The 26,613-nt window shown below is 55.8% G+C and carries 23 protein-coding genes; 18 read left to right on the top strand and 5 right to left on the bottom strand.

Annotation, left to right across the window (positions count from 1 at the left end):
• Positions 1 to 458 precede the first annotated feature (458 nt).
• On the top strand, positions 459 to 1,232 hold the full coding sequence (locus AC5S27_RS18795; protein WP_493936093.1) for an MBL fold metallo-hydrolase: 774 nt from the start codon (positions 459 to 461) through the stop codon (positions 1,230 to 1,232).
• Between the two features lie 568 nt (positions 1,233 to 1,800).
• Here AC5S27_RS18795 and AC5S27_RS18790 read toward each other — a convergent pair.
• Entirely contained in the window at positions 1,801 to 3,231 is a 1,431-nt protein-coding gene (locus AC5S27_RS18790) for a NapC/NirT family cytochrome c (RefSeq protein WP_493936092.1), read from the bottom strand.
• 270 nt (positions 3,232 to 3,501) lie between these two features.
• Between AC5S27_RS18790 and AC5S27_RS18785 the strand changes: the two genes are divergently transcribed.
• From AC5S27_RS18785 to AC5S27_RS18730, 12 genes are all read left to right on the top strand, one after another.
• The gene (locus tag AC5S27_RS18785) at positions 3,502 to 4,686 is read left to right on the top strand and encodes a hydrogenase small subunit (protein WP_493936091.1); all 1,185 of its coding nucleotides are present in this window, start codon (positions 3,502 to 3,504) and stop codon (positions 4,684 to 4,686) included.
• A complete protein-coding gene (gene hybA / locus AC5S27_RS18780; protein ID WP_493936090.1) occupies positions 4,683 to 5,639 on the top strand; it encodes a hydrogenase 2 operon protein HybA in 957 nt (318 codons plus the stop codon). The genes AC5S27_RS18785 and hybA overlap by 4 nt, the downstream gene beginning before the upstream one ends.
• 77 nt (positions 5,640 to 5,716) lie before the next feature.
• Positions 5,717 to 6,973 carry an NrfD/PsrC family molybdoenzyme membrane anchor subunit gene (gene nrfD / locus AC5S27_RS18775; protein ID WP_493936089.1) on the top strand — a complete coding sequence of 419 codons (1,257 nt, stop codon included), beginning with the start codon at positions 5,717 to 5,719 and terminating at the stop codon, positions 6,971 to 6,973.
• Positions 6,973 to 8,667 carry a nickel-dependent hydrogenase large subunit gene (locus AC5S27_RS18770; RefSeq protein ID WP_493936088.1) on the top strand — a complete coding sequence of 565 codons (1,695 nt, stop codon included), beginning with the start codon at positions 6,973 to 6,975 and terminating at the stop codon, positions 8,665 to 8,667. Before nrfD ends, AC5S27_RS18770 begins: the two co-directional genes overlap by 1 nt.
• Positions 8,664 to 9,212, top strand: coding sequence for a hydrogenase maturation protease (locus tag AC5S27_RS18765; protein WP_493936087.1), 549 nt, complete (start codon positions 8,664 to 8,666; stop codon positions 9,210 to 9,212). Before AC5S27_RS18770 ends, AC5S27_RS18765 begins: the two co-directional genes overlap by 4 nt.
• Positions 9,213 to 9,226: 14 nt before the next feature.
• Positions 9,227 to 9,631, top strand: a complete 405-nt coding sequence (gene hypA, locus AC5S27_RS18760) for a hydrogenase maturation nickel metallochaperone HypA (RefSeq protein WP_493936086.1) — start codon at positions 9,227 to 9,229, stop codon at positions 9,629 to 9,631.
• Entirely contained in the window at positions 9,586 to 10,275 is a 690-nt protein-coding gene (gene hypB, locus AC5S27_RS18755) for a hydrogenase nickel incorporation protein HypB (RefSeq protein WP_493936085.1), read from the top strand. The genes hypA and hypB overlap by 46 nt, the downstream gene beginning before the upstream one ends.
• Positions 10,276 to 12,522 (top strand): carbamoyltransferase HypF, encoded by a 2,247-nt coding sequence (gene hypF / locus AC5S27_RS18750; protein ID WP_493936084.1) that lies wholly within the window; start codon positions 10,276 to 10,278, stop codon positions 12,520 to 12,522.
• Positions 12,523 to 12,533: 11 nt separating this feature from the next.
• Entirely contained in the window at positions 12,534 to 12,803 is a 270-nt protein-coding gene (locus tag AC5S27_RS18745) for a HypC/HybG/HupF family hydrogenase formation chaperone (RefSeq protein WP_493936083.1), read from the top strand.
• A complete protein-coding gene (hypD, locus tag AC5S27_RS18740; protein WP_493936082.1) occupies positions 12,800 to 13,930 on the top strand; it encodes a hydrogenase formation protein HypD in 1,131 nt (376 codons plus the stop codon). Before AC5S27_RS18745 ends, hypD begins: the two co-directional genes overlap by 4 nt.
• The gene (hypE, locus tag AC5S27_RS18735; protein ID WP_493936081.1) at positions 13,890 to 14,930 is read left to right on the top strand and encodes a hydrogenase expression/formation protein HypE; all 1,041 of its coding nucleotides are present in this window, start codon (positions 13,890 to 13,892) and stop codon (positions 14,928 to 14,930) included. The genes hypD and hypE overlap by 41 nt, the downstream gene beginning before the upstream one ends.
• 267 nt (positions 14,931 to 15,197) lie before the next feature.
• Positions 15,198 to 16,280 carry a HoxN/HupN/NixA family nickel/cobalt transporter gene (locus AC5S27_RS18730; RefSeq protein ID WP_493936080.1) on the top strand — a complete coding sequence of 361 codons (1,083 nt, stop codon included), beginning with the start codon at positions 15,198 to 15,200 and terminating at the stop codon, positions 16,278 to 16,280.
• 281 nt (positions 16,281 to 16,561) lie between these two features.
• On the opposite strand, the gene AC5S27_RS18725 is transcribed toward AC5S27_RS18730, so the two are convergent.
• Positions 16,562 to 16,801 carry a hypothetical protein gene (locus AC5S27_RS18725; protein ID WP_493936079.1) on the bottom strand — a complete coding sequence of 80 codons (240 nt, stop codon included), beginning with the start codon at positions 16,799 to 16,801 and terminating at the stop codon, positions 16,562 to 16,564.
• A gap of 663 nt (positions 16,802 to 17,464) precedes the next feature.
• Between AC5S27_RS18725 and AC5S27_RS18720 the strand changes: the two genes are divergently transcribed.
• The gene (locus AC5S27_RS18720) at positions 17,465 to 18,475 is read left to right on the top strand and encodes a class I fructose-bisphosphate aldolase (protein ID WP_493936078.1); all 1,011 of its coding nucleotides are present in this window, start codon (positions 17,465 to 17,467) and stop codon (positions 18,473 to 18,475) included.
• A gap of 491 nt (positions 18,476 to 18,966) precedes the next feature.
• Positions 18,967 to 19,716 carry an HAD-IIB family hydrolase gene (locus tag AC5S27_RS18715; protein ID WP_493936077.1) on the top strand — a complete coding sequence of 250 codons (750 nt, stop codon included), beginning with the start codon at positions 18,967 to 18,969 and terminating at the stop codon, positions 19,714 to 19,716.
• A gap of 446 nt (positions 19,717 to 20,162) precedes the next feature.
• Here AC5S27_RS18715 and AC5S27_RS18710 read toward each other — a convergent pair whose 3' ends face one another.
• The 3 genes from AC5S27_RS18710 to AC5S27_RS18700 all read right to left on the bottom strand — a co-directional run bounded on the left by AC5S27_RS18710 (position 20,163) and on the right by AC5S27_RS18700 (position 22,104).
• On the bottom strand, positions 20,163 to 20,792 hold the full coding sequence (locus tag AC5S27_RS18710) for a DUF3417 domain-containing protein (protein ID WP_493936076.1): 630 nt from the start codon (positions 20,790 to 20,792) through the stop codon (positions 20,163 to 20,165).
• A 108-nt stretch (positions 20,793 to 20,900) separates the two neighbouring features.
• Entirely contained in the window at positions 20,901 to 21,770 is an 870-nt protein-coding gene (locus AC5S27_RS18705) for an ADP-polyphosphate phosphotransferase (RefSeq protein ID WP_493936075.1), read from the bottom strand.
• A complete protein-coding gene (locus AC5S27_RS18700) occupies positions 21,760 to 22,104 on the bottom strand; it encodes a hypothetical protein (protein WP_493936074.1) in 345 nt (114 codons plus the stop codon). Before AC5S27_RS18700 ends, AC5S27_RS18705 begins: the two co-directional genes overlap by 11 nt.
• A gap of 454 nt (positions 22,105 to 22,558) precedes the next feature.
• Between AC5S27_RS18700 and AC5S27_RS18695 the strand changes: the two genes are divergently transcribed.
• From AC5S27_RS18695 to AC5S27_RS18685, 3 genes are all read left to right on the top strand, one after another.
• Complete coding sequence (locus tag AC5S27_RS18695) at positions 22,559 to 22,777, top strand: general stress protein (RefSeq protein ID WP_493937334.1); 219 nt, start codon at positions 22,559 to 22,561, stop codon at positions 22,775 to 22,777.
• 156 nt (positions 22,778 to 22,933) lie between these two features.
• Complete coding sequence (locus tag AC5S27_RS18690) at positions 22,934 to 23,692, top strand: PRC-barrel domain-containing protein (protein ID WP_493936073.1); 759 nt, start codon at positions 22,934 to 22,936, stop codon at positions 23,690 to 23,692.
• Between the two features lie 542 nt (positions 23,693 to 24,234).
• A complete protein-coding gene (locus AC5S27_RS18685; protein WP_493936072.1) occupies positions 24,235 to 26,607 on the top strand; it encodes an HAD-IC family P-type ATPase in 2,373 nt (790 codons plus the stop codon).
• Positions 26,608 to 26,613 lie beyond the last annotated feature (6 nt).

Below are 26,613 nucleotides of genomic sequence, written 5' to 3'. Positions count from 1 at the left end.
TCTTTAACGCGGTCCGAAAGAAGAGAACTTCATCCTGACTCTGTCTGCCTGGGTTCGCAGCCAAGCTTTGAACGTCACAGTATCCAGCCTCTGGTGTGATTGCAATCACGTGTTTCTTTTACGAGTGCCGGAGCAAGAAGCTGAAAGATGTCAGTTATAGGAGCTATTTGTTCTGTGAGGTACTTATCGTGCGGTAGACCGCCGCAACTTGATGTTGCTCACGGCGCGTATGCCCGCGAGGCCGGCGGACGGGAGATCTCTTTGCAGATCGAAAGCGGCAGAGCAACTGTGAAAACGCTTGTGCTCTGTTCATGTGCTAATGGAAGAGTGTGATAGTAAACAGCCCGTGATGTTCTTAGTGTAGGGAAGAGTCAGCGCTCGAGGGTGCTCTACGGTTTCGCCAGTGGAACCGTTTGGCATCTTGTGCTGATCTCTATCTTCTTAAGGTGGTTTCAAACATGACGCTAGACCAAGTCACACTAACGCTGATTGATGGGCCGACTCTCCTGATCGAGATAGGTGGTTTGCGTCTTCTAACTGATCCCACTTTCGATCCACCACAGGTGTATACCACTGGGGGGCCCAAGCGACAAAAGTTCAATGCTCCCGCGATCGGTGCGGATGCTCTTCTGCCGATTCACGCGGTCCTCTTGAGCCATGATCACCATGGCGACAATCTTGACGTGGCAGGTCGGGCTTTCCTTCCCAGGGTCGCAACTGTGATCTCAACCAAGGGAGCGGAGGAACGGCTCGCAGCTAACACGCTGGGACTTGAGCCGTGGTCGAGCACGACGCTACCCCTTGCCGATGGTCGGATCCTGACGATCACCGCAACGCCGGCGAGGCACGGTCCGGCTGGCTTTGAGCGAGTCAATGGCGAAGTGATTGGGTTCATCCTTTCCATCGATGGCGGAGGATGCGTCTACTTATCCGGTGACACTGTGTGGTATTCCGGCGTTGCAGAGATCGCGCGCAGATTCCAAGTGAAACTGGCGGTGCTATTTGCTGGCGCCGCTCAGCCCAGGGGGCCGTTCAACGTTTCGATGAACACCAATGATGCCATCGAAGCAGCGGTAGCGATGCCAGACGCCAGGATCACGGCGGTGCACAATCTGGGTTGGAGTCATTACAAGCAAAGTCAGGCGGATCTCGTCACAGCGTTTGGCGCAGTCGGGTTGGAGGAGAGATTCCAGCAACTCGCACCCGGTATCCCTGTCACTTTTGAGATTTAGCGATTGAGGCGATGCATCGATTGCTGGGGGAAGATGCTAAACAACTCGTTGATCCGATTTGTGCAGCTTTGCTGAACAGTGTCGAGGTCTTCGTGTGCCGCCACTGTCAAATCTCCGCTTGTCGAGAAGTCACGGATCCGAGTTGGAAAGTCCAGAGGGACCGGGCGTGATTCTGCGGGATTTGTTTGCCGAACAAAAGGATCGCGCAGGGAGCTAAGCGGAGATGAGTCGCTTGAGCAACTTCAGCAAGAAGTTGCTCCAGCTGGTCATCGACGCACAGACCCGTTGCCATGACGAACCTTTTTCAATAAGTTCCTAGGAGGTTCATTGACGCAAGGGAAGCCTGCGTCTGTACTCTCACGTACGGCTAATGATCCAGGTTGGGCTGGCGCGGAATAAAAGTCGTGTTGCTGCCGTAGGCTACACCCCACAGGTTCGACTCGATCTTTTGACATGTTGTAAGACGTCACTTCCTGAACCGCCGCCAGAAGGCTTTGCGGGAAGTGTTCAGGTATCCAATCTCAAGCTGAGTCTGGAGCGGCACCCTCATGGGTTGTCCCGAATTCACCTAGTGCATCCCCAGATCGGTCAACAATTTGGGATGTGTTTCGTTCGACACGATCAGGTTGTGGCATATCGAACAGTCGTTCGTGATCGTCACGCCCGACTTGCTGGTGTGATTTCCATCGTGGCAACGGAAGCACCCTGCGGAGTCGGTGTGGCCGATGTTGTTCTGATGCGTTCCCCAGCGAATGTGCATCGACGGGAAGACATTGTGCGCGTAGATTTCCGCGAGAGTATTGGCAGAAGTTTCGACCTGTGAACGCTGAGTATCCCAAACCGCCGGATACTGTGATCGATAGAACGTGATCAGACCGGAGGAAATGTGGGCCTTTGCTTCATCCTCTGAGTCGTACTTCGCGTTCAGCAGGGCAAGACCTTCTTTGTGCAGGAAGGGCAAAGACGCATTGGGACTGCCATGGGCCATGCTTTTGTCCAACGCACCTTCCGCCGTATTGAAGGAGTGGGCAGCGCGGTTGTGACAGCCAATACAATCCATGACGCGAGTCTGCCCGTCAGTGGGAACGGATGATCCGTTTGCTATGAAGTCCGTTGTGGAGCCATCGGTGTTGGTCTTCCTAACCCACGGAATATTCTGGTCGGTAGCGTCGGTGGCGATGTATTCGATCTTGCCCAAATGTGCGCCATGGATGCCGCTCAGATGGCCCAGGCCGTCCTCACCGCCGATGTGCAGCACCGTCACGCTGGAGCTTTGCGTATTGGCGGAGTCGTTGGCAAAAGACCGTGTAACAAGGAGCTTATCCCCCATCTCCACCCGCGGATTATGGCAGTTCATGCAGGTGACGCGCGCGACCGGTACCTTGTGGTCTGCCATGATCGGCTTGGGATAGTGGTTGGTCAGAACCATAACAAGTTGTGTGACTCCATTGACTTTGGCATGGACGTAGCCAGCCGCTCCCGGCGCAACATGACACTCTGTGCAGGCTACACCTGAGTGCGATGAAACATGGTAGGCCGCGTTCTCAGGAGCCATCACATGGCATGTAGCACCGCAGAAGGAGACCGTGTCCATGTATGCGACGCCGCGATAACAGCCGATACCGACGATGACGAAGTTGATGAAGGTTGCAACGATGACATAATCAAGCCCGTGCCGGAAGACAGGATCACGAATGCTGACTTCCGGGAAGAAGGACGGCACCTGATCGGTTGAGAGGAGATAGGTTCGGCGGACGAGAATGCCGATCAGGATGAGCACAAGGCCGAGAACGAAGACGCCCGGCAGAAGCAGATCGAAGAGGATGCCGAGATAGGGATTCGACGAGCCGCCGTGACCAAAGACGCTGATGACCCAGAAGCCGACCAGCACCATCCCCGACGCCGTTGTAATTGCACCGCCAAGCAGACTCAGCCAGTTGTTGCCGTAAAAGAAGAATGGACGAAGCCAATTCTCGCGGAACGAATTCGCATTCGGCATGGGAGCCTCGCTTATTTCTACAGTGTCCGTAATTAAGCGATCGGATCCTGTCGCACTGAGGACGCCCCACCGGTACAAATTCCTCGGCTAACGCGCTGCGCTTCAACCCTCGAATCATGGCTTAGGCCGAAGTTCAAGACTGTGCAGTATCGCTCATAAGATTCGCTCTCGCCCTGAAGATATCGCTAAGGAGTAATGAGCTATAGTGCACAGTCGCGCAGGGGATTGTTCGGATTAACCTAAGGCACTGGCTACGGACAAGGCGGCAGTATGCTCGGAACACCCATCCCGTCCGCGACACAACTTGAGTCGATTGACGAACGGCTGCGGCAGTGTGGCATCAGCCGCCGGTCGTTTCTGGTGTTCTGCACCAGCCTGATGGTTGCTGCGCCCTACGGCCTGGCGTTGACCGATAGACCGAGTCCTGAGGCAGTTGCCGCGGTGTTGGGGAAGGTGGTTCGCCCACCAATTATCTGGCTTCACTTTCAAGACTGCACAGGCTGCACCGAATCGCTCCTACAGAGTTCGCACCCTGGGTTTGCCGATCTTATCCTCAACGTGATCTCTCTTGAATACCATGAGACGCTGATGGCTGGCTCTGGTTTGCAGGCACGGCAGGCGCTGGATGAGGCCGTACAGCGATACTCAGGGAAATACATTCTGGTTGTCGAAGGGTCAATCCCGACAAAGGGCCAAGGTATCTACATGAAGCTCGCTGGTCGGCCTGCGCTGGATGTTCTTGCGGACATCGGTGGCAAAGCTGCTGCGATCATCGCGATCGGCTCCTGTGCCTCGTGGGGCGGCATACCTTCCGCAGACCCGGATCCTACCGGAGCGGTAGGTGTAGCCGATCTGCTGCCAGACCACTCGATCATCAACATTCCGGGATGTCCTCCGAACCCCTACACGATGCTGGGCGTGGTGCTCCAGTATGCAGCGGATGGGACCTTTCCCGAAACCGATGAACAACGCCGGCCCAAGTTCGCGTTTGATCGCGAAATTCACGAGCATTGCCCTCGCCGAGCGCACTTCGACGCGGGCAACTTCGTGAAGGTCTATGGCGACGCGGGACATCGCGAAGGCTGGTGCCTCTACGAAATGGGCTGCAAGGGCCCAGACACTCATGCGGGTTGTTCGACTCGCCACTTCAATGAGATTCCCGATGTGTGGCCGATTGGCATCGGCGCACCGTGTATCGGCTGCACGGAGAAAGCGGTGGCGTTCAAGGTTCCTATGTTCCAGGTGGTGCAGATCCACACCACCGCAGCTCCCCCGACGAGTTATGCGCCCATCACGACTACACGAGGAACGATCAGTCCATTGGCCACAGGCTTGGTCGGCCTGGGAGTCGGCGTGCTGGCAACTGGCGGCTACGTCGCCTCCCGGCAGTTCTCAAAGAAACAAGACGATGAGAGCGCACCGGGCTCCAACTCAGATAGAGGGACAGGCGAATGAACATCCTAACGGCCCCACTCACTCGACGGCAGGCGTTCAAGGCTATGCTTGGCCTGAGCGGCACCGTGGCTAGCGCTGTCTTACCGATGCCTGCAGATGCCTCGACTGAAGAGCATCCAGCGCATCCCGTCGCGCCTTCCGATGCCGTCGCAATGCTCTACGACAGCACCATCTGCACCGGGTGCAAAGCCTGTATGCCCGCGTGTAATGAGGCCAACGGCCTGCCTGCCGATACACTTCTTTCGGGCGGCATCTGGGACATGCCGACTGGCCTCAACGCGAAGACCAAGAACATCATTGAGCTCTATCGGGATCCGAAGTCGGACGAGTTCGCGTTCGTCAAGAAACAGTGCATGCACTGCCTCGACCCGGCCTGCGTCAGCGGGTGCCCGTTTGGTTCACTGAAGAAGGTAGGTCTTGGCGCAGTGACATGGAACAGCTCGTTGTGCATCGGCTGCCGCTACTGTGAGGTCGCGTGCCCGTTTGAAGTTCCGCAGTTTCAGTGGGAAGCGTGGAATCCAAAGATCGTGAAATGCGAGTTCTGCTACGACCAGCGGCTGAAAGAAAATCTCGAGCCGGCCTGCACGGCGGCCTGCCCGACAGGTGCGGTGATCTTCGGCAAGCGGGACGCGCTACTGGATCAGGCGAAGGGACGCATCGCCGCGGCGCCGGATAAGTATTACGAGAATCGCGTCTACGGCGAGCATGAGGCCGGCGGAACGCAGGTGCTCTATCTTTCGAGCGTCTCGTTTCAAAAGATAGGCCTTCCTAAGCTTGGCTCAACCTCACTCGGACATTACGCCACGAAGGTGACCTCGATCATCTACAAATGGCTCGGCGGCCCGATCCTGATGGCAGGAGTTCTGGGCTTCGCGATTCGACGCAATTGGAATCGGCATGAGTTGGAGAGGCTGCAACACGAAAAGGAGACGGGGTTTCCCGACCAGCTATGACCAGCCCACCTTTGACAGTCAATTCTGTAACCTCGGACAATCGAGGCACAACCCTCATCAATCATTGGCAGGCTGGCGTGCCAGTTACAACAGGGCCAGTGCTGACACCGCTGCTGGCGTTCCTGATTGGGTTGGCAGCATTCGGCTTCGTGCTGGCCGGCATTCGATTGGTCTCGCCGCTGGGGCCATTCTCCGCGATGAACTCGGTGTATGCATGGGGGATATGGAAGACGTTCAATGTGATGACCCTGACTGCGCTTGGTTCCGGTCCACTTGCGCTTGGGATGGCGGCTTGGGTGTTCAACCGGCAGAAGTTGCATGTCGTGATGCGCACCGCTCTGGTCTCAGGGTTCCTTTTCTATGCGACCGGCCTCATTGCGCTGGGTTTCGATGTTGGGCGGCCGTGGAACTTCTATAGCGCTGCAATGCCGTGGCGCTGGAACAGCGAATCAGCGATGCTTGAAATTTCCATCTGTATGCCGCTCTACTGCGCTGTCTTTCTAACCTTCGAAATCTTGCCCCTCTTCCTTGAGCGCCTCTACTACACGGGCAATGAGAAGGCCCGTGCGTTTCTGCGTCACGTCTCGCCAAGCATCCGCAAGGTGTATCCCTTTGTAATCGTCGGCGCGTACGTAATCCCGCTCATGCATCAGTCTTCGTTGGGGGGCTTACTGCTGCTAGCGGGAGATAAGATCGATCCGCTGTGGCAGTCACCTGCAATGCCATGGCTGTATCTAGTAGCCGCTGCCCTATGCGGCTTTTCCTTCACCATCTTGCTACTGCTGATCGCCTGCCTGCGCTACGCGCGCAAGCTTGACCGTGGCGTGCTATCGGAGCTTGCGAATTTGCTCTCCGGCGTATGTATTCTCTTCCTGGCGATCCGGGCCACTGACCTGATATGGCGAGGTCAACTGCATTCCGCGTTTGCCTTTAACAAGATGAGCCTGCTCTTCCTGCTGGAGACCTCGCTGATACTCACTCCGGCCATTACTCTGCGATTCCGGCGAGTTCGTGAAACGCCGCGCGCTTTGCTGAATATGTCCGCGCTGGCCTGCCTGGGAGGCATGTTGTACCGCTTCATCCCCACTTCGATCGCTTATGCGCCGATGCGCAGCACAAGCTATTTTCCGTCGGTGCCCGAGTTGGTGATGGCTGTTGGTTATATCTCTCTGGGTATCGTGGCATTCGTGCTCGCGATCAACTACTTCGCCGTATTGCCCGGCGAGGCCAGCACCTGGGATCATGCCTTTCGCCCATTTGGCTGGAAGCGCCGTGCGACCTCGCCGGCAGCGATGTTGCGGACAGTAACAACAGTGCTAGAAAAAGGAGTTTGATGGCTCGTATCTCAATTGATCCCGTTACCCGCATCGAAGGCCATTTGCGCATCGATGTCGAGGTTAACAGCGGCGTCGTGAACAAGGCCTGGGCCAGCTGCACGATGTGGCGAGGCCTCGAAACCATCCTGAGGGGGCGCGACGCCCGTGAGGGCTGGGTCTTTGCCCAACGCTTCTGCGGTGTCTGCACCACAGTGCACGCGGTAGCTTCGGTGAGGGCGGTCGAGGATGCTCTCTCACTTGAAATTCCGCCGAACGCTCAGTACATTCGAAATCTCATCCTTATCGGCCATGCGCTGCACGACAACATCGTGCACTTCTATCACTTGTCCGCGCTGGACTTCGTGGACATCCTGCAGATTCCGAAGGCCGATCCCGCCAAGGCGGCGTCGATCGCCGAAGGGTACAGCTCATGGACAGGCAACTCGCGGCAGGAGCTTGCCGCGGTCCAGACGAAGGTCAAGGGACTCGTCGCAAGCGGACAGTTGGGCATCTTTTCGCATGGGTACTGGGGCCATCCCGCGATGAAGCTCAGTCCAGAGGTGAACCTCATTCTGTTTTCGCACTATCTGCAGGCGTTGGATTTCCAACGCAAGTCCTGCCAGATCGTTGCGATTCTCGGCGGCAAGACACCGCACATCCAGAACCTTGCTGTAGGCGGGGTGATGAACGCGATCAACCTGAACAGCTTGGCAACCATGAACATGGACCGGCTCGGCATGTTGAAGGAGATCCTCGAAGACCTGATCCCCTTCGTGCAACAGGTCTTTCTAGCCGATACATGCCTTCTGGCAGCCTACTATCCGGAGTACCTGCACCTTGGACGAGGAGTCGCCAACTATCTCGCCGTGCCCGATCTTCCGCTCGATGCGAAGGCTAGTAAGTTCGATCTTCCCGGGGGCGTAATCATGAACGGCAATCTGGCCTCTGTCCGGCAGATCGTCAACTGGCAGGACCCAGAGTTCCGCAAAGCCGTGACGGAGGACAACACCCACGCCTGGTATCAGGGAAGTCAATTCACTCCGTACAAAGGTCAGCAGATCCCCGACTACACCGACTTCAACGCAGATGCCAAGTACACGTGGGTCAAGGCGCCGCGCTACAACGGCAGCCCCATGCAAACGGGCCCGCTTGCGACCGTCCTGGTGGGCTATGCCTCGGGCCACGCAAAGACGCGCAAGTGGACGGACACCGCCTTTAACCGCATCGCCGCAGTCAACGGACTGAAGGTGACGCCCGACGATCTGCAGTCGACGATGGGCCGTTATCTTGGGCGCGCCATACGGTCGTCTATTCTGTCCGACCTAGCACTGGACCATCTCCAGCTGCTGACGACCAACATACTGAACGGCGACGACACCACGTACAATGCGCCCCAGTTCCCTAACGGCGAGATCATGGGCATGGGCATGCATGAAGCTCCGCGCGGTTCGCTCTCGCACTGGGTGGTCATCGAGAAAGGGTCTTTCACCAACTACCAGGCGGTCGTACCGACGACCTGGAACGCCAGCCCGCGTGATGAAAAGGGTGTGCCCGGACCCTATGAGAGTTCGCTGATTGGAACACCCGTCGTCGAAGCGGAGAAGCCGCTGGAGGTGCTTCGTACCGTTCATTCCTTCGATCCGTGCATGGCATGTTCCTGCCATACGCTGGACGCCAATGGAAAGCAGATTGCTCAAGTGAAGGTCCAATGAACCTCACATCCATAATCGGACTGGGCAACGTCTTCCTCGGCGACGATGGGTTTGGCCCCCTTGCGATCGAGACCTTCCGTTGCGCGTATGAATGCCCGGCGAGCGTTGAAGTCCTCGATCTGGGCACACCGGGGCTGGATCTCGCACCCTACCTTTACGACAAGCAACTCGTCATCGTCGTCGATACGGTCCATTCCGATACAGACAGGGGAACGCTCTCGATCTTCCATGAGGAAAACTTTCTTTCGCAAAGAGCGAAGCTGCGCATTACCGGCCACGATCCAGGCCTGTGGGACTCGCTTGCGCACCTCCGATTAGCTGGTCATGCTCCGTCGGAACTTATCATCCTTGGCGTGAATCCCGAGTCCTGCGAATTCGCCGCGCCAATCAGCAAAGAAGTGTGGAGCACCGCTTCACGCGCTGCCGCAATGATTGCGCAGTCGTTGATGGGACGTGGCATCGGTTGCGTCCTTCGGGAGTTTCCCGTGGAACCCAACTTTTGGTGGCTGCACGCGGGACAGTCTGAATATTCCGCCGTGGTATGAGGTGTTCCAACCAAATGCATGAAATCTCCATCGCCGAGAACATTGTCCAAATCGCTGAAGTGAAGGCTCGTGAACAAAACGCGCGATCTATCCAGGTCATCAAGCTGCGCCTCGGCACGTTTACGACGATCGTTCCCGAGGCACTGCAGTTCGCGTTTGAAATCTGCCGTCAAGGAACGCTGGCTCGAGACGCCCAACTCGATATTGAGATGGTGCGAATGGTCGTGCGTTGCGCGGTCTGCGAAGCATCGACCCAACCCATGCGTGGAGTATGCCTTATCTGCGAGCAGTGCGGCTTCCCGCTCGAGATCGTTTCGGGCGAAGAGCTTCAGATCGAGTACATCGAAGTGGATTCAAACAAGGAGGAATCAGTATGGAGTCAGTGCCAGAACGAATTTCAGTTCAGACCGGTGTGCTGAACGCAAATCAACAAACTGCAGCCGCAAACCGCGAAGTATTCGCCGCTCAAGGACTGTTGGTAATGAACCTGATGTCCGCGCCCGGTGCGGGTAAGACGACACTGCTCGAGGCAACCATCAAATCGCTTCGCGGGCAGTTTCGAGTCGCGGTAATCGAGGGCGATCTACAGACCGACCTTGATGCCCAACGGATACAGGCCCTTGGAGTGCGTGCGCACCAGATCACCACGGGAACGGTATGCCATCTGGATGCACGCATGGTCGCACGCGCGCTCGATGCATTCCCCGTCAACGACCTTGATCTGCTGGTCATTGAGAATGTTGGCAACCTCATATGCCCTGCCTCGTTCGACCTGGGCGAGGGTCTGCGCGTTGTAGTTTGCAGCGTCGCGGAGGGATCGGAAAAGCCCAAGAAATATCCGGTCATGTTCAACAAAGCGCAAGTGGTCCTGATCAACAAAATCGATCTCGCGGAAGCCTCCGGCGCGGACTTGAGAGAGCTCACAAAGAATGTACGAGAGGTGAACCCACAGGCAATGATCTTTGCACTTTCTTCGAAGACGGGCGAGGGGATGGAAGCCTGGACGAACTGGCTTAAGCAAGCGGTTGAAGTTCGCGCCCTCGCGGCGATGGCGAGTGCATAAGTGACTTCAGTCATATCACCCCAAACCGAACGCCTTCGCATCGCCCTTCAAGGCGCTGTTCAAGGTGTTGGATTTCGTCCGACGGTCTATCGCCTTGCGGAAAGACTGAGGCTTAGCGGATGGGTAAGAAACACCAACGCTGGCATGGAGATTGAGATCGAGGGTGAGCCGGAGCGACTGAGTGAGTTTCTGCTCCAACTCCGGGCGGCAACGCCTTCGGCCGCTGTGGTCGCTTCGGAAGAGACACTTCGAGTCGCTCCCAACGGAAGCTCCGGCTTTGAGATTCTTCCAAGCGTTGAGGAGGATTCCGCGGGCAGCCCAAAACTCGCCGCAATTCTCCCGGACATCGCAACCTGCTCTCAGTGTTGGGCCGAAGTACTTGATCCAGAGAATCGCAGATTCGGTTATGCCTTCACGAACTGCACACAATGCGGACCACGCTACACGATAGTGATGGACATACCGTACGACAGGCCCAACACCACGATGCGGACGTTCCTGCAGTGTCTGTCGTGTCGCCGCGAATACGGTTCTGTGCACGACCGCCGATTCCATGCGCAACCGAATGCGTGTGCTACCTGCGGTCCGCGACTTTGGTTATCTCCGGCCGGGTCCGGGTCCTCGAATTTCTTTGCGGATATCGCAGACGCACTCGCGCAAGGCAAGATTATCGCGATGAAAGGCATCGGCGGATTTCAGTTGCTGGTCGATGCGCGTAATTCGGCTGCGGTGGTTCGCCTCCGCGAGCGCAAACAGCGTGATCACAAACCGTTTGCCATGCTGATGCCGTCCATGGAAAGTATTCGCCTCTACTCTGAGGTCACTGCAGAAGAAGAGAGCCTACTCCGTTCTGTAGCAGCCCCGATTGTCCTGCTTCAACCCAAGGGACCTACCGATCTCGCGCCTGAGGTGGCACAGCATTCTTCCCGTATTGGCGTCATGCTACCGTGTTCGCCCATGCACCATTTGCTGATGGCGCATCATCCATTTCCCCTTGTCGCTACGAGCGGAAATTTCGCCGGAGAGCCGATTGCAATCGACAACGACGAAGCCCTCGCTCGTTTGCAGGACGTGGCCGATATCTTCGTTCTGCACGACCGGCCCATCGCTCGCGCCTGTGACGACTCCGTCGTAAGACTGGTTGATCGCCCTCATCTATTGCGCCGAGCTCGCGGGTACGCGCCGCTCCCAGTGGTGGTTCCCCACGAACTGCGTCCCGTGCTGGCCGTAGGAGGGCATCTCAAGAGCACCGTGGCAATCGGATTCGGTAGGCAGGTCTGGCTCAGTCAACACATCGGCGACCTCGATTCGCCTGAGGCGCGCGAAGCCTTCGAGCGAACCATCGACGATCTCTGCAAGCTCTATCGTTTTCGGCCTGAAGTGATTGTCAGCGACGCTCACCCGGATTACGCTTCGACCCAGTGGGCTAAGCGGTACGCAAGCATGGCCGGCGTGCCGCTCGTGCAGGTTCAGCATCATCACGCCCATGTCGCCTCTTGCGCTGCCGAAAATGGTCTGAGCGTACCTTATCTCGGCGTAGCATGGGACGGCGCGGGCGCTGGGCTGGATGGAACGATATGGGGAGGCGAGTTCTTCGTCTCGGATCAGAATGGATTCGAGCGCGTGGCCTCACTTCGGCCATTCGCGCTACCTGGAGGGGAAGCCGCTATGCTCGATTGCTCGCGGCCAGCAGTGGGACTTCTGTGGAAGGCACTTGGTTCCACCATGGCTCGCCAATCAATCCTGCCCCAATTTGCGGCAATGCTGGAGCACGAGATCAATGCCCCGGAGTCTTCAAGCGTTGGAAGACTCTTCGATGCGGTGGCATTTCTCACCGGTGCCGCCGAGCGAAATCTTTTCGAAGGACACGCCGCCATGTGTCTTGAGAATGCGATTGGACAGATCCAAACGGACGAGGCCTATGGGATCTGTGTTGCGAATGGAGTGGGCGATTGGTCCTCACTCGTGCAGGACATCCAGTCGGATCGAGTGAACGGTGTCGCTCTTGGACTCATATCCGCGAAGTTCCACAATGCTCTCGCCGACTGGATTGTTGCCGTTGCACGCATCACGAAGATTCGTAATGTCGTGCTAAGCGGAGGCGTCTTCCAGAACGCCTATCTCACACGCCGCTCTCGGCGGCTACTTGAGGCGGATGGGTTCGACGTATTTACGCACCGTCTCGTCCCGGCCAATGACGGCGGCCTGGCCCTGGGGCAGGCTGTGCTTGCAGGAACGATCCACTAAGGAGAAGCACCATGTGTCTGGCTGTGCCTGGAAAGATCGTTACGATACTCGTCGAAGAGCATCTGGGCCTGCGTCGAGGTAAGGTCGACTTCGGAGGCATCCGCAAAGAAGTTTGCCTCGATTACACCCCTGACGCGCGAGTGGGCGATTACGTAATGGTCCATGTCGGATTTGCACTGTCCATCGTGAACGAAGAGGAGGCGCAGCGGGTCTTCGATGCGCTCCGAGAACTCGATCTGCTTGAGGATTTGCAGATGCAGGAGGCCGGGCAAAGCCGATGAAATTCCTCGATGAATATCGCGACTACGATAGCGTTCAGCGCATGGTGCATGAGATTCGCCGCGCCACGACCCGGCCATGGACCATCATGGAGGTCTGCGGCGGTCAGACACACACCATCGTGAAGAGCGGCTTACAAGAGCTGCTTCCGCCACTCCTCAGTCTCGTACATGGCCCCGGCTGTCCTGTCTGCGTGACCCCTGTTGCGATGATCGACCGGGCCGTTGCTACCGCGCTCCTGCCACGTGTAATTCTCTGCTCGTTTGGTGATATGCTGCGCGTACCAGGTTCGACGCAAAGCCTGCTCGACGCCAAGTCCCTCGGCGCCGATGTGCGCATCGTGTATTCGCCTCTCGACGCGCTGCAACTCGCTCGCTCCAATCCGGCTCGCGAAGTCGTGTTCTTTGCCGTTGGCTTCGAAACCACTGCGCCGGCGAATGCCATGGCCGTTTGGCAGGCCGCGCGCGAGGGGGTTTCCAACTTCTCGATGCTGGTCTCGCATGTGTTGGTGCCACCGGCAATGGAGGCTGTGCTTGCGGCGCCTCAATGCCGGGTCCAGGCTTTCCTCGCGGCGGGGCACGCCTGCATGGTCACCGGATACCAAGAATATTTTTCGATCAGCCAAAAATATCGAGTTCCGATTGTTGTAACAGGCTTTGAGCCGCTGGATCTTCTCGAAGGCGTGCTGATGCTCGTTTCACAGCTGGAAGCCGGAAGCGCAGACGTAGGGAACCAGTACACGCGCGCAGTGCAAAAGGAAGGCAACCGATGGGCGCAGGCACGCGTCGCCGAAGTGTTCGAGGTCACGCATCGCGCGTGGCGAGGTATAGGTGAAATTCCCGCAAGCGGACTGCGTCTGCGCGATCCCTATCGCGGCATGGATGCCGAAGCGAGATTTGGAATCCATCTTGAGGATGCGTCCGAGCCCTCTGAGTGCATCGCCGGGCTTGTCCTGCAGGGTCTGCGACGACCTTACGATTGTCCCGCCTTTGCCATTCGCTGTACGCCAGAAGCTCCGCTCGGTGCGCCCATGGTCTCGTCCGAAGGCGCGTGCGCCGCCTACTTTCACTTCGGAAGGAGAAAGCACGATGTCGATTCTCTCGTGTCCCTTGCCCCGACCGGCCACTGAGCGGATTCTGCTCGCTCACGGCGGTGGCGGGCGGCTTACCCATCAACTCATTGAGGAAGTATTCCTTCCGGCTTTCTCAAACCCCGCTCTCAATGGCCGCCACGATGGTGCTCTGCTTGCAATCAGCGGAGCCAGGCTTGCGATGACCACCGACAGCTATGTCGTGCAGCCACTCTGCTTTCCTGGTGGAACGATCGGCGACCTCGCCGTCAATGGCACCGTGAATGATCTCGCGATGTGTGGTGCCCGGGCCATCGCACTCAGTGCCGGATTCATCCTCGAAGAGGGTCTTGCTATGCAAACCCTTCGCCTCGTCGTCAACTCCATGCGCGATGCGGCACTGGCTGCCAACGTGCCTATCGTAACCGGCGACACGAAAGTGGTGGACAGAGGCAAAGGCGACGGGATCTTCATCAACACGACCGGCATCGGCGTGGTCGTCACACCCAACTCAATCGGTCCGGAACTTGTTCGCACAGGCGATGCTGTACTGGTGAGTGGAGATCTTGGCGCTCATGGAATCGCGATCCTGTCCGTGCGCGAGGGTCTCGAGTTTGAAGGCCCAGTCAGCAGCGACACAGCTTCTTTATGGCCCGCCGTTGAGGCGCTTCTCGAAGCCGGTATAGAGATCCATTGCCTGCGCGATTTGACCCGAGGAGGCTTGTCGTCCGCCCTCAATGAGATCGCCTCGGTTACAGGCCTTCGCATCACCATAGAGGAAGCGCGCATCCCAGTCTCGGATACTGTTCGCGGTGCTTGCGAACTGCTCGGTCTCGATCCACTGTATGTAGCCAACGAAGGCCGATTTGCAGTCTTTGTGGCTGATGAAGATGCGGCTCGGGCGCTGACGATTTTGCAAGCGCAAGCTGTCTCGGCGGGTGCGTCGCGCGTCGGAACTGTTTACGATCATCGCTCCGGTATCGTCACCCTGCGCAGTCGGATCGGTGGTAACCGCGTGCTCGACATGATGTCCGGGGAACAGCTTCCGAGAATCTGCTGACAGCGGCTCTTTAGAACTCGTAATGCATCCACGGACTAACGATGTTCACATACGTATTGGCCCGCACCGAGCCAAGATAAGCCAAGTTGATTGAAAGGAAAGTCATGCTCCGTTCGATGTAAGAAGAAAAGATCAACTGCTCAATGGAAACGCCTCAAGACCTGACATGCTTGATCCCACCCCGAGTCCAGCGCGCCATGCCAGAAATGGGACGGCGGCTCAAGCGATGACGACCATGGACCCAAGGAAGCCCAATGGAATCGATCGTTGCGGACTCTGCTCAACGATGAGCCGGGCAGTATCAAAGCACAGGTGATTGTCATTGATGGTACCTTGGCGGTGTTCAACGTGGCGGCCTGGTGCTGGGCGCTCACCGTCTCTCACCGTTTTCCCGTCCTTTTGGGCACCGCCCTTCCTGCCTACATCTTTGGACTTCGCCATGCAGTGGATGCCGATCATATTGCGGCGATCGACAATGTCACACGGAAACTGATGCACGAGGGTAAGCGCCCTGTGGCCGTGGGATTCATGTTCCCGCTCGGGCATCCCACAGTCGTCGCGGTCGGCTCCAGCGTAATTGCCGCAACGGCACTTGCATTGCACTTTCGCATAAATGCAGCCGAGGAAATCGGAGGAATAATCGGCACACTGGTGTCCACTTTTTTCCTCATCGTAATTGCGATCGTGAATTTCATTGTCCTTCGTTCGATTTATCAGGCCTTTGTGCGTGTTCGACGCGGAGAACCGTACGTCGAAGAGGACTTCGATCTGCTGATGAGCAGCCGCGGCTTTCTTTCCCGCCTCTTTAGGCCTATTTTCAGCATGATCCGGCGCAGCTGGCACACGTATCCGCTCGGTATTTTGTTCAGTCCTCGCTTTGATACAGCCACAGAAATTGGTCTGCTTGGCATCTTCGCGGTAGAAGCGTCTAAGAGACTATCGTTGTTGACGATCACGGTCTTTCCTGCGCTCTTTGCCGCTGGAATATCCCTGATCGATACGACCGATAGTCTACTCATGTTGGGTGCTTACAGATGGGCATTTGTGAAACCTATTCGCAAGCTTTACTACAACATGACTATCAGATTCGTCTCGATTATAGTCGCATTGATTGTGGGTGGAATCGAGGCACTTGGCTTGTTCGCGAATCAGTTCCATCTAACGGGAACTTTTTGGATTATGGTGGGCAAACTCAACAACGATTTCGGTTTGTTGGGCTACGACGTCATCGGTCTTTTCGCATTTACTTGGCTCGTCTTGGCTGGTGTTTACAGATGCCGTGGTTTTGACCGTCTTGAACTCAGTTCCGAGGTACCTGGTCCGGCAAAGTGGCTGCCTTGTATTAGCTAAGGGGATAAAGTGCAAGCGGTGGTTGCCCCGTGAATTCAAACCTGATCGAGGACTGCACGAGTCACAGTCGCTTCTTTTATCCATAATCGTGTGGGTTACGGGCATTTGTAAAAAAGACCTCATGCAGTGCTGAGGTCGAGTGGTTGCGATGTATCAAACGGAAACATTCTGTCCCCATTCCGCATACCACGCTGTTCTACCCGGTAAGGCTCACGCAGGTGAGAGTTTGCAGAGGACAACTTGCGCAAGACTTCTTCATCGTCTCCTTTGACTCAAAGAGGCTAATGCCGGTTTGCTTGTGCGGCCCGGACTACCTCATCTTCCTCTTCTGCCTTATCGTCTTCCTCTTCTTCGGCAGCCTCATTTTCTTCGGCTTCATCGAGAGCATCCTCCGCACCTCTATCCCGGTAGATTTGCTTGATCTGGTCTTCTTTCAGAATATGAGGGATGGAAATGTTCTCTCCACTCTCGCGATGGGTAATCAACATGGTCCCAACGTTTCGCATCGTTTCATCGATCATGTTACCTCCAAAATGTCATGCTTTTAGGTGGTGCAGCACGCATTGCAGCAACGGCAAGGCTTAAGGTGTGTCTTGTAGCGAAGAAAAGCAAGGCTAAGTGTGGGCATTGAAGAGTGATATTGCTGTACCGGATTGCACATCCAGCCAGTTGGCTTCTTGCGATCCGCTCCAGTTCAATTGAATTTGCGGGAGTCCTATTGACCAGTATTCAGCACGCCCGCGTGGAACACTCAACTCGTAATAGATTCGAGAGAAGCTACCTTAGGTAGGGACGGGATGCAATGTTACTCAGTTTCGCTTGGGGGAAGCGTCTCGGCGCCAATCCTTGCTGTTGGACCGAAGCGGAAATTCGGTGAATTGAGATTCAGAAGCTAATACAGAGTCGGAGAGTCACACCCTGCCGTTCACTCCGTCCCGCTCTTATTGCTCACAACGGTCTGTAGTAGTTAGCTTCGTCTGACTACGTCCATGTAGGACTAGGCAGATCTGGGCACAGCCCAATTTTCAGAGGCCCATATCACAATCCACGTGGTCTGGCAGTCGCTGGCTAATCCAGATGAATAGTGGTCATACCGAGGGTGCCGTCGCGACGACGGCGCCCTAGATATCCAGAACCGAACAAGCACACGACCAGGAAAAGAGTTGGCTTGAATGAATTTGCAAATGCTGAAAGATACCGCGAGGCTGCTCTTCGTCGATGGTAAAGGGCTGCTTGCGATGGATGAGAGCAACGTTACCTGTAACAAGCGATTTGCAGCACTCAGCATTGCGCAAACTGTCGAAGCTCGGAGAGCCTACCGTGAATTGATTGTGACCACTCCAGGACTCGGTGAGTCAATAGGCGGTGCAATTCTCTATGACGAAACGATTCGGCAGAAGAAGAGCGACGGAACCCCGTTTATCAAAGTCCTCATCGAGGCAGGCATTACGCCTGGTATCAAAGTAGACACAGGAGCCAAGGATCTTGCGGGCCATCCGTGTGAAAAGGTCACGGAAGGCCTGGACGGACTGCGCGACCGCCTTGAGGAATATTTTCAAATGGGTGCACGCTTTGCCAAGTGGCGCGCGGTGATTGCCATCGGTGATGGGGTTCCGAGTTGGGGATGCGTTGAAGCCAATGCACACGCTCTGGCTCGCTTCGCGGCTCTATGTCAGGACGCGGGCCTTGTTCCTGTCGTTGAGCCTGAGGTCATCATGGATGGCGACCATACGTTGGAGCAGTGCGGGGAAATCACAGACGAAGTGTTGCGCACCGTCTTCAGCGAACTCTTCGCGCAAAGGGTAGTTCTTGAAGGGATGATATTGAAGCCTAATATGGTGCTTCCCGGACTAGCCTGCACGACTGAGCCATCGTTAGAGGAGGTGGCCGACGCAACGGTGAATTGCTTTCTGCGAGCGGTCCCTGCGGCGGTGCCGGCAATTGCATTCCTTTCTGGCGGTCAGCCTGCGGAATTGGCCTCAGCCCGTCTGAACACGATGAACGTGACGTTCAAGTCGCGAATGCCGTGGGCACTGGCATTTTCGTTTGCGCGCGCCATACAGCAGCCCGCCTTGGAGATTTGGAAAGGTTGCGAGAGCAACGTCGTGGCGGCCCAGCAAGTCTTGGTCGATCGAGCCCGCTGCAATCAGGCTGCGCGTCGTGGCGAATACTCCCAGCAGATGGAGGCGAAATGACTGGAAGTAAGCACAACCATGAAGGAAATCAGAGCGCCAAGGGTGAGCCAGATCCGGGTCCATACTGGAGACGGATGCATCGTGACTGGCGTTTCTGGGCTGGCGCTGCCCTTATGGCTGTCGCGCTCACAATCTATGTCTTGAGTGATGATCTCGCGATGGTACCGGGCGGTCATCGGCAGCCGGCGATGCCTGCTAGCGCTCCGAATTGAGTTCAGCCGCAGGTGCCGTACAGTTGTCCTGATAACCAGGTAGTACAACCGGTGCTATGAGGTGGCAATCTGCCAAACTATTTCCGCAATGGTGAGATGGCTCACGAAGCTATGGACAAAACACCGCAGGGCCCCTTCCGCCTCGACCCAAGCAAACACTATCGATTATGGCGGAGGCTGCCGTCGTATCGGATAGTGTCCGAGACAAATCTGACAGGAATCGCGATCCCTCGACCACGCGGCCAACGTTAGTGCGGGGGATCTCAGATTGGGAGATAAATGAAGAAGCTTATCGTGTTTGATCTGGACGGCACACTTGCGCCAAGCAAATCGTCTCTGGCTCCGACGACCGCCTGTCTGCTGCGCGACCTCCTGGAGATTATCCAAGTTGCAGTAATCTCTGGGGGTGCATGGACGCAGTTTGAAAAGCAGCTACTCACCGATCTACCGTACGACAGCCGTCTCGCGAATTTGTGCCTGCTTCCAACCTGCGGAACGAAATTCTTTCAATACAAAGACAAGTGGGTGGAGCTCTATTCTGAGGACCTCACGCTGGAGCAAAAGAAGAAGATCATCGACGCTCTGAAGAATGCGGCGGCCGAAGCCGGCTATCACGCCGACAATGTTTGGGGAAGCGTGATTGAGGACCGCGGAAGCCAGGTGACGTTCTCCGCGCTGGGCCAGCAGGCGCCTTTGGCGGAAAAGGTAAAGTGGGATCCGGATTTTACCAAGCGTAAGAGAATTACAGCGATCCTGGCGACTCTGATCCCGGAGTTTTCCGTTCGCATGGGTGGAGCAACATCAATTGATGTAACCAAGCCTGGAATTGACAAAGCGTATGGGATAGGCAAACTGCGGGACATTCTTCACGTCTCGTTGAAAGAGATGGTCTATATCGGCGACGCGTTATTCCCTGGCGGAAACGACTACCCGGCGGAACAAGTCGGAGTGGTGTCGATCCCGGTGAAAGGGCCTGACGACACAAACGTTGTCATTACAACGATGCTTGCTCTTCTTGGCAGCAAATGAGCCGTCGAGAAATCGGTTTGGAAGTCGTAGAGGTAGGCCATGCAATTGTGCAGACTTACCTTGCGACACCAATAAGTTGAACTCAAGGAACCCAAGCAGTGCTCTGAAACGAAGCCAGGATTAGGATGGATCGGGCTTCGACGTGGTCATACAACGAAATCTTGGAACTACTGCTAGCCTGACAATACCGCGAGAAAGAGGATTGTTAACTTCATTAATCCGAAAAGGGCATCCTCTGACAGCGTGCACCTGATCCAACTCTCTGGGGCGAGAATGTGTTCTGTTGCGGATTTAGGGCGTTGTAATAGACAGGGAAGGTATCGCCCTGCACCCTGGTTTGATGCGATATGAAGATGTCATAGTAGGTTCTTGCATGGGCATAGTAGGTAAACGAGATGATCGAAGTCTTACAAGAAGTTGTGCTTCGCAAGCTCCATAGTTTCCTTCTAGCGGGCGCGTAGTTGCAGGCTACAATTCTGGCCGGGGAGTTGAATCTGCAACCGTAACCACTCGCTATTCGGTTGTCGCAGTGGCCGGATCGGCAACTGCCCCGGATCATTCACTGGATAAAGTGCCTGCTGCCGGCCCTCAGAATCGAAGTCCTGACGAAAATATCCCTGTCCGTAAAGCAAGCCGACTCCAACGACCGGAACACCTAGTTCGCTCGCTGCCTTCCACTGATCGCCGGCTACGTTACCAAGTCCACCAGAATAGATGGGCAAGGCTTCACTCAGCATGGACTCCATACTGAAGTAGGCGACGGTGGTAAGCGCGTTGACCGGATGCTTGTGGTGGAACCACGCGTCTGCCCGATACGAGTCTCGATTCTGCTGAAGTAGACTGTCGAGCGTCTGGCGGAACTCCGGCGTACCCAAGGCATCCTTGATTCTTTCGCGAGAGACGGTGCGCAGGATAACCCAAGGATTCTCCGTGGTTGCCCAAAGGTCTTTGTCGAGCGCCTCCCATAGCTGGTCCGCAGCATGGTTCCAGGACCAGTGAAGGTTGAGCGCCAGTTCAACCAGTTCGTCGATTCCATCAACCTTCGACCAATCGGAAGGCGCCGTTGGATTGTCCACAACTTGTTCCTCTGTCTGCGTAAACAAGAGCTGGAAATCACTATGCTCCGCATCATCCCGGCTACCCTCAGACCTTCGGTTGTTAATGTCGACCCAGCATTCGCTGCGTCACTTGGCAAGCATCCGGCGGACGGATTCCAATTCCGCCTGGTGCTGTTCGGTATTTGCGGGATAGTGCATGCTGAGTCCACGCAGCGCGTCAAGAACAATTTGAGAGACGATCAACCGGGCGTCTTCCTTTTCGTCGGCTGGGACAACATACCACGGGGCGTGATGCGTGCTGGTTGCGCCAATGCACTCCTCGTAAGCCTTCGTGTAGTCTTTCCAAAACGCCCGCTTGTGAATGTCTGCAACACTTAGCTTCCAATTCTTTTTTGGATCGTCAATGCGCGCCAGAAACCGCTGGCGCTGCTCATCCTTCGACATGTGAAGGAACACCTTGACGATGCGAGTGCTGTTTCTATCGAGGTGCCTCTCAAAGTCCACAATGGACCGATATCGATCCACCCATCTCGCCTTGCCGTCCTGCAACTGCTTCGAGAGCCCCTCTTTGCGAAGTTCGTCCGGATGCACGCGGAGGACGAGTACTTCTTCGTAATAAGAGCGATTGAAGATGCCGATGCGGCCGCGCTCGGGAAGACGGCATGTGGTACGCCAGAGGAAATCGTGCTCCAACTCTTCTGCGCTTGGCTGCTTGAAGCTGAAGACTTCGCATCCCTGTGGATTGATCCCCGACATGACGTGCCTGATCGAGCCATCCTTACCGGCGCCGTCCATGCCCTGAAAGATGATAAGAAGTGCGTGACGATTGGATGCATAATGGAGGGTCTGCAGAGCGCTTAGATCCTTTGTGTGTTCTGCGAGCACCTTTTGGTACTGCGCCTTGGATTTGGTCAGCGCCGGTCCAGAGGTTGGCCACTCGCTTAAATCGAGTTTCTTTCCCGATGGCGCGCGGTAGATTTTCGAGTCAATCTTCATGAGTCAACACGCCAGGACTGGTAAGTCTTTGCATCGGCATCGGTGCGGCTGGAGTGAAAGTACGAGTCGCGGTGCCCAGGACAAACTGCCCAATGTACTCGGCGACCCACACATCTGAGCTGACGCCTTGCGGAGAGAGATTCCTGAGCACGAGACGATCGATCGTCAACTCGCCGATGGTCAGTTTGCCGATTCGACCCTTTCGCACGGAAAGTCTGCCGATCGCCAGAGCACCGATCGCCAAAGCTCCGAGGGCTGTAACGCCAATCGCCAATGCACCTACGGCCAGAGATCTCATTACGGAACCTTTCGATTTTTCCGGCAGGGTAGCCATGCGGACGTTCTCCTTTTCCGATGAGGCGTGCATTGCATTTAGCTTTGAACCGGCTCGCTTCCAGAGCGTTTGTTATGCAGACAATGCAGACTCTCCACGACTCAGGCGCTCGGATGCCGAAACATCCAAAAGCCTGGATCCACGCGGATTTCTTCAAGAGCCAGTGTGAAGCAATTGGGCGTTGAGTAATGGCCTGAATTGACCGCTGCGGCCCAAAGCCGGCTCAGCCAGGCTAGGGCTTGCAACGCGCCCGACTGTCTTCATCCAGAGAGGGAGAGAGGGCGCCTCCACCCAATACGTGAATGGTCATTCGGGACCATACGCCTCCCGGTGCCTCTGCGTACGCTCGTCCGAGTACAGTCAGACTGGCGTCGGAAGTCTCAGTCTGCCCTAACTGGCATTGAAACGCACTTTTCGGGATGCGCAGAGATGGCACACGTGAGTTCCCCAGTGGATAACGGCTCTATGTGGTCTTTTCACTTGCTCGATCATCCCAAGGAAGGTAGCCGCAATTTATGACACTCATGAGAAGGCAGAGCAAGCTGTCAAGGAACTGCAGGAGACGGGCGTCGATATGAAGAGTTTGTTGATTCTCGGAACGGATACACATACCGAAGAACATGTAGTCGTCTACAACACTGCCGGTGACCGCATGTTGTCATGGGACAGCTGAAGCGGTAGAGAAGGCCAAGGACATCATCGCAAGCACGAAACATAGTCATTACGCGGTGTATGGACAAGCGGTACTCGTCTAAATCTCGGCCCACAGTGCTTTTAGCGCAGGATTTCACCGATAGCTCAACAAGGTAGTGAACAAAAGGGAGACGCGATGTTAATCAAAGTAAAGACACTCAAAGGTTACTCACTCAGGAGTCTCGATGGCGACATAGGGTCGGCCCGCGAGTTCTTCTTCGACGATCGGTATTGGACAATTCGATATCTTGTCGCAAATACGTCGAGCTGGCTTACTGGTAGGTCCGTCCTGATCTCGCCCTACTCACTGACCGAGGTAAACCAGGACGTCCAGGAAGTGTCTGTTTTATTAACCAAGAAGCAGATCGAAGACAGTCCGTCCATCGACTCAGACGAGCCAGTCTCGCGTCAGTATGAGGGTACATATAACGGTTACTATGGCTATCCCAACTACTGGGGAGGGCCATATGCGTGGGGAAGTTATCCATATCTTGAGCGGGATCGGAGCAGGTGGGGTTCGTCCATCCTCGACGATATAGGAGGGGATCCTGATCTTCGCAGCACCAATGAAGTAACCGGCTACAATCTTCTTGCAACCGACGGCGAGATCGGCCATATCGATGACTTCATCCTCGATGACGAAACCTGGACGATTCGTTACCTGATCGTGGCGACAAGGAACTGGTGGCCTGGAAGGAAAGTTCTGATTTCACCAAAGTGGATCCAGAACGTGAGTTGGGAGGAGCGGGAAGTTGCGATCGACCTGTCTCGCGAGGCCATCAAGGCTGCTCCTGAATACACAGACGAGTCTCTCATCACGCGAGACTACGAGAGGTCACTTTACGGATACTACGATCGTGAAGGGTACTGGGTGGACGAATACGCTGCTGTGTGATCGAAACTAAGCAGTCTGCAAGAGTTGCTCGGTGTTCAATTTGCGCTTAGAAATGCAAAGTCCTGCTGAGTGCGAAGTTTAGGCTTCTGCACTCAGCGAGGACCATCAAGGCATTCTCAAGGCTTCGGCAACGAGGCATACGTTTGTGTTGAAAGACCGCAGCTATCTTGATCGATAGATTGTCAACCCGAGGGCAAATTGGGCACTAGCGCTAGACCCTGATATAGGACTATCCCATCGGAAGGCGAAGAAGTGAATCTGCACCAACAATTGAACCGGCAATGCCTCCAGCCTTCCACCCTGCATCCCGGGTTGGACCACAAATCATCTCTTCGGAGTTTGGATCTCACCGTCGAAACGTTCGATGTCTGGTGGCAAAGGGTCTTTGCACAGCATGCGGTCCTTGCAGCGCAAGCTTCTGCTCTAATACGGGCACATCGGCGTGTCAGCGAATCCAATCGATCTCATGCTGACGAGCTGAATTGATCAGAAGCGCGCCGAAGTGGTTATATCAGCCAGGTTAGCGGCTCAGGAGGCAGGCTTTGAGCTCGAGTAGTGGTGCCTCACCTGTATCGGGATCGCCGAAAGAACAAACGACTCACGACGTTCCCTCGCAAGGACTATCAAGCGATGAGGCACGATCTCGTCTTGAAAAAGATGGCCCCAACGCCATGCCGGATACGTCGGCACATCCATTGCGTGACGTTTTCGAGAAATTCTGGGCACCCGTGCCATGGTTGCTTGAAGGATCCATTGTTCTTGAGATTGTCCTGCATAAGTATTACGAAGCTGGCGTCATAGCAGCGCTTCTCCTATTCAACGCCGCTCTCGCTCACTTTCAGGAAAGCCGAGCCCAGGCCACATTGGGTGCTCTCAAATCCCGTCTTGCGCTCACCTCTTCAGTGCAGAGAGATGGGAAATGGATGACCGTGCCGGCAGCGGAGCTGGTATGCGGCGACCTGGTGAAACTGACCCTTGGCGGCGTGGTAGCGGCGGACGTGCGTCTGATCAGTGGATCGGTCGAACTCGACCAGTCTATGCTCACGGGCGAATCCCTCCCGATCGAGGCTGGACCAGAGGTGAACACGTACGCGGGAGCTCTGGTCAGGCGTGGCGAGGCAACGGCTGTCGTGACGGCAACGGGCATCCGTACTAAATTTGGCCGCACAGCGGAACTTGTCCGGACCGCATATGTAGTGAGCACACAACAGAAGGCCGTGCTTAAGATTGTTCGTAACCTCGCCATTTTCAACAGTGCAGTGATTCCCGCGATGGGCGCTTATGCATACACCCATAGTCTGACCTGGAGCGAGATCGTGCCACTCTTGCTGACGTCGGTTCTTGCAGCGATCCCGGTAGCGTTGCCGGCAACATTCACGCTTGCAGCTGCAATTGGCGTTCGTGCCCTCGCCAAGCAAGGAGTGCTGCCGACACGACTCTCTGCCGTCGACGAGGCGGCATCGATCGACGTGTTGTGCGCCGATAAGACTGGAACACTAACCCTGAATCAGCTCTCGATAACAAGCGTTGATCCCTTGCCTGGATTCGACGAAACGCATGTTCTGGGAATGGCAGCGCTGGCGAGCTCCGTAGGTGGTGACGACCCGGTTGATGGAGCCATTCAACTTGCCGCCTCAACGAAGATAGCCACAGGATTGCCTAAACTGACCGGTTTTGTTCCGTTCGATCCGGTTAAGAAAACATCGGAAGCAACCGCGACGGATCCGCAGGGCAATTCCGAGCGGATTATCAAGGGTGCATTCACAGCCGTCGTCGCTCTCACTGCTCCTTCTCCCGCTGCGGCAGTCATTGTAGACGAACTGGAAAAGAAAGGCTTTCGCGTTCTGGCAGTTGCCGCGGGGCTGGCTGCTTCCCCGCGGATTGTCGGATTGATTGCCCTAAGCGATCCGCCGCGGACAGATTCAATCTCTCTTGTCTCCGAGTTGAATGGTCTAGGCGTACGCACCGTCATGGTGACTGGCGATGCGGCGGCCACTGCCGCGATCGTGGCTCGTACAATCGGATTGAAGGGCAAGATTTGGCCTGGTGGTAACTTGCCAGAAGGCATAAGACCGGAGGATTACTCGGTCTTTGCAGGGGTGCTTCCAGAAGGGAAATATAACCTCGTCAAGGCCTTCCAGAAGAGCGGGCATACAGTCGGAATGTGTGGCGATGGCGCCAACGATGCACCAGCCCTTCGACAGGCTCAGATTGGCATTGCGGTATCGACAGCAACTGATGTTGCTAAATCGGCTGCCGGTGTCGTGTTGACTGAAGCTGGACTGAGCGGTATTGTGTCGGCTGTCAAAGAGGGTAGGATCACATTTCAGCGCATCCTTACTTACACACTTAACTCTGTGATGAAAAAGATTCTGCAGGTTCTTCTCTTAGCGGTCGGCCTCGTCATGACCGGGAATGCAGTCCTTACCCCGATGCTGATGGTCATCGTGATGATCACTGGGGACTTCCTTGCCATGTCGCTGGCCACAGATAGAGTGAGACCATCCAAGACACCGAACTCCTGGCAAATCGGCAGAATTTCGGCCGCAGGAGTTGTACTTGGAGTCTGCTTCCTTGCGTTCTCCACTGCCATTCTGGCTGTTGGCAAATTTCAGGTGCATCTCGACATCGCTACGCTGCAAACTCTTTCGGTGGTCGGAATCGTCTTTGGCAGTCAGGCGACAACATACGTCATTCGTGGGCGCCAACATCTCTGGGGATTGCGGCCGAGCGTCTGGCTCGTTTTATCTTCCATCGCTGACGTTCTCATCATCTCGATTCTTGCTACGTTTGGAATCGCCATGGCTCCGTTGCCCATCGCGGTTATCGCTGCCGAGTTTGGCGTCGCTTTTGTTTTCGGTGCAATCCTGGACATAGTGAAGATTCCAGTGTTTGCTCGCCTTCGTATTTCCTGAACGACC

This window comes from Acidicapsa borealis, assembly GCF_059115245.1.
The sequence above is the reverse complement of the archived record's forward strand: the minus strand, read 5'-3'. Positions and strand labels throughout refer to the sequence as shown.

Bases quoted from the DNA above. Each gene is read 5' to 3' on its own strand.
- hypA (WP_493936086.1), top strand. From the start codon at position 9,227: ATGCATGAAATCTCCATCGCCGAGAACATTGTCCAAATCGCTGAAGTG.
- hybA (WP_493936090.1), top strand. From the start codon at position 4,683: ATGAACATCCTAACGGCCCCACTCACTCGACGGCAGGCGTTCAAGGCT.
- AC5S27_RS18745 (WP_493936083.1), top strand. From the start codon at position 12,534: ATGTGTCTGGCTGTGCCTGGAAAGATCGTTACGATACTCGTCGAAGAG.
- AC5S27_RS18720 (WP_493936078.1), top strand. From the start codon at position 17,465: ATGCTGAAAGATACCGCGAGGCTGCTCTTCGTCGATGGTAAAGGGCTG.
- hypE (WP_493936081.1), top strand. From the start codon at position 13,890: ATGTCGATTCTCTCGTGTCCCTTGCCCCGACCGGCCACTGAGCGGATT.
- hypB (WP_493936085.1), top strand. From the start codon at position 9,586: ATGGAGTCAGTGCCAGAACGAATTTCAGTTCAGACCGGTGTGCTGAAC.
- hypD (WP_493936082.1), top strand. From the start codon at position 12,800: ATGAAATTCCTCGATGAATATCGCGACTACGATAGCGTTCAGCGCATG.
- AC5S27_RS18770 (WP_493936088.1), top strand. From the start codon at position 6,973: ATGGCTCGTATCTCAATTGATCCCGTTACCCGCATCGAAGGCCATTTG.
- AC5S27_RS18785 (WP_493936091.1), top strand. From the start codon at position 3,502: ATGCTCGGAACACCCATCCCGTCCGCGACACAACTTGAGTCGATTGAC.
- AC5S27_RS18795 (WP_493936093.1), top strand. From the start codon at position 459: ATGACGCTAGACCAAGTCACACTAACGCTGATTGATGGGCCGACTCTC.
- AC5S27_RS18725 (WP_493936079.1), bottom strand. From the start codon at position 16,801: ATGATCGATGAAACGATGCGAAACGTTGGGACCATGTTGATTACCCAT.
- AC5S27_RS18690 (WP_493936073.1), top strand. From the start codon at position 22,934: ATGTTAATCAAAGTAAAGACACTCAAAGGTTACTCACTCAGGAGTCTC.
- AC5S27_RS18765 (WP_493936087.1), top strand. From the start codon at position 8,664: ATGAACCTCACATCCATAATCGGACTGGGCAACGTCTTCCTCGGCGAC.
- AC5S27_RS18790 (WP_493936092.1), bottom strand. From the start codon at position 3,231: ATGCCGAATGCGAATTCGTTCCGCGAGAATTGGCTTCGTCCATTCTTC.
- AC5S27_RS18705 (WP_493936075.1), bottom strand. From the start codon at position 21,770: ATGAAGATTGACTCGAAAATCTACCGCGCGCCATCGGGAAAGAAACTC.
- AC5S27_RS18715 (WP_493936077.1), top strand. From the start codon at position 18,967: ATGAAGAAGCTTATCGTGTTTGATCTGGACGGCACACTTGCGCCAAGC.
- AC5S27_RS18700 (WP_493936074.1), bottom strand. From the start codon at position 22,104: ATGGCTACCCTGCCGGAAAAATCGAAAGGTTCCGTAATGAGATCTCTG.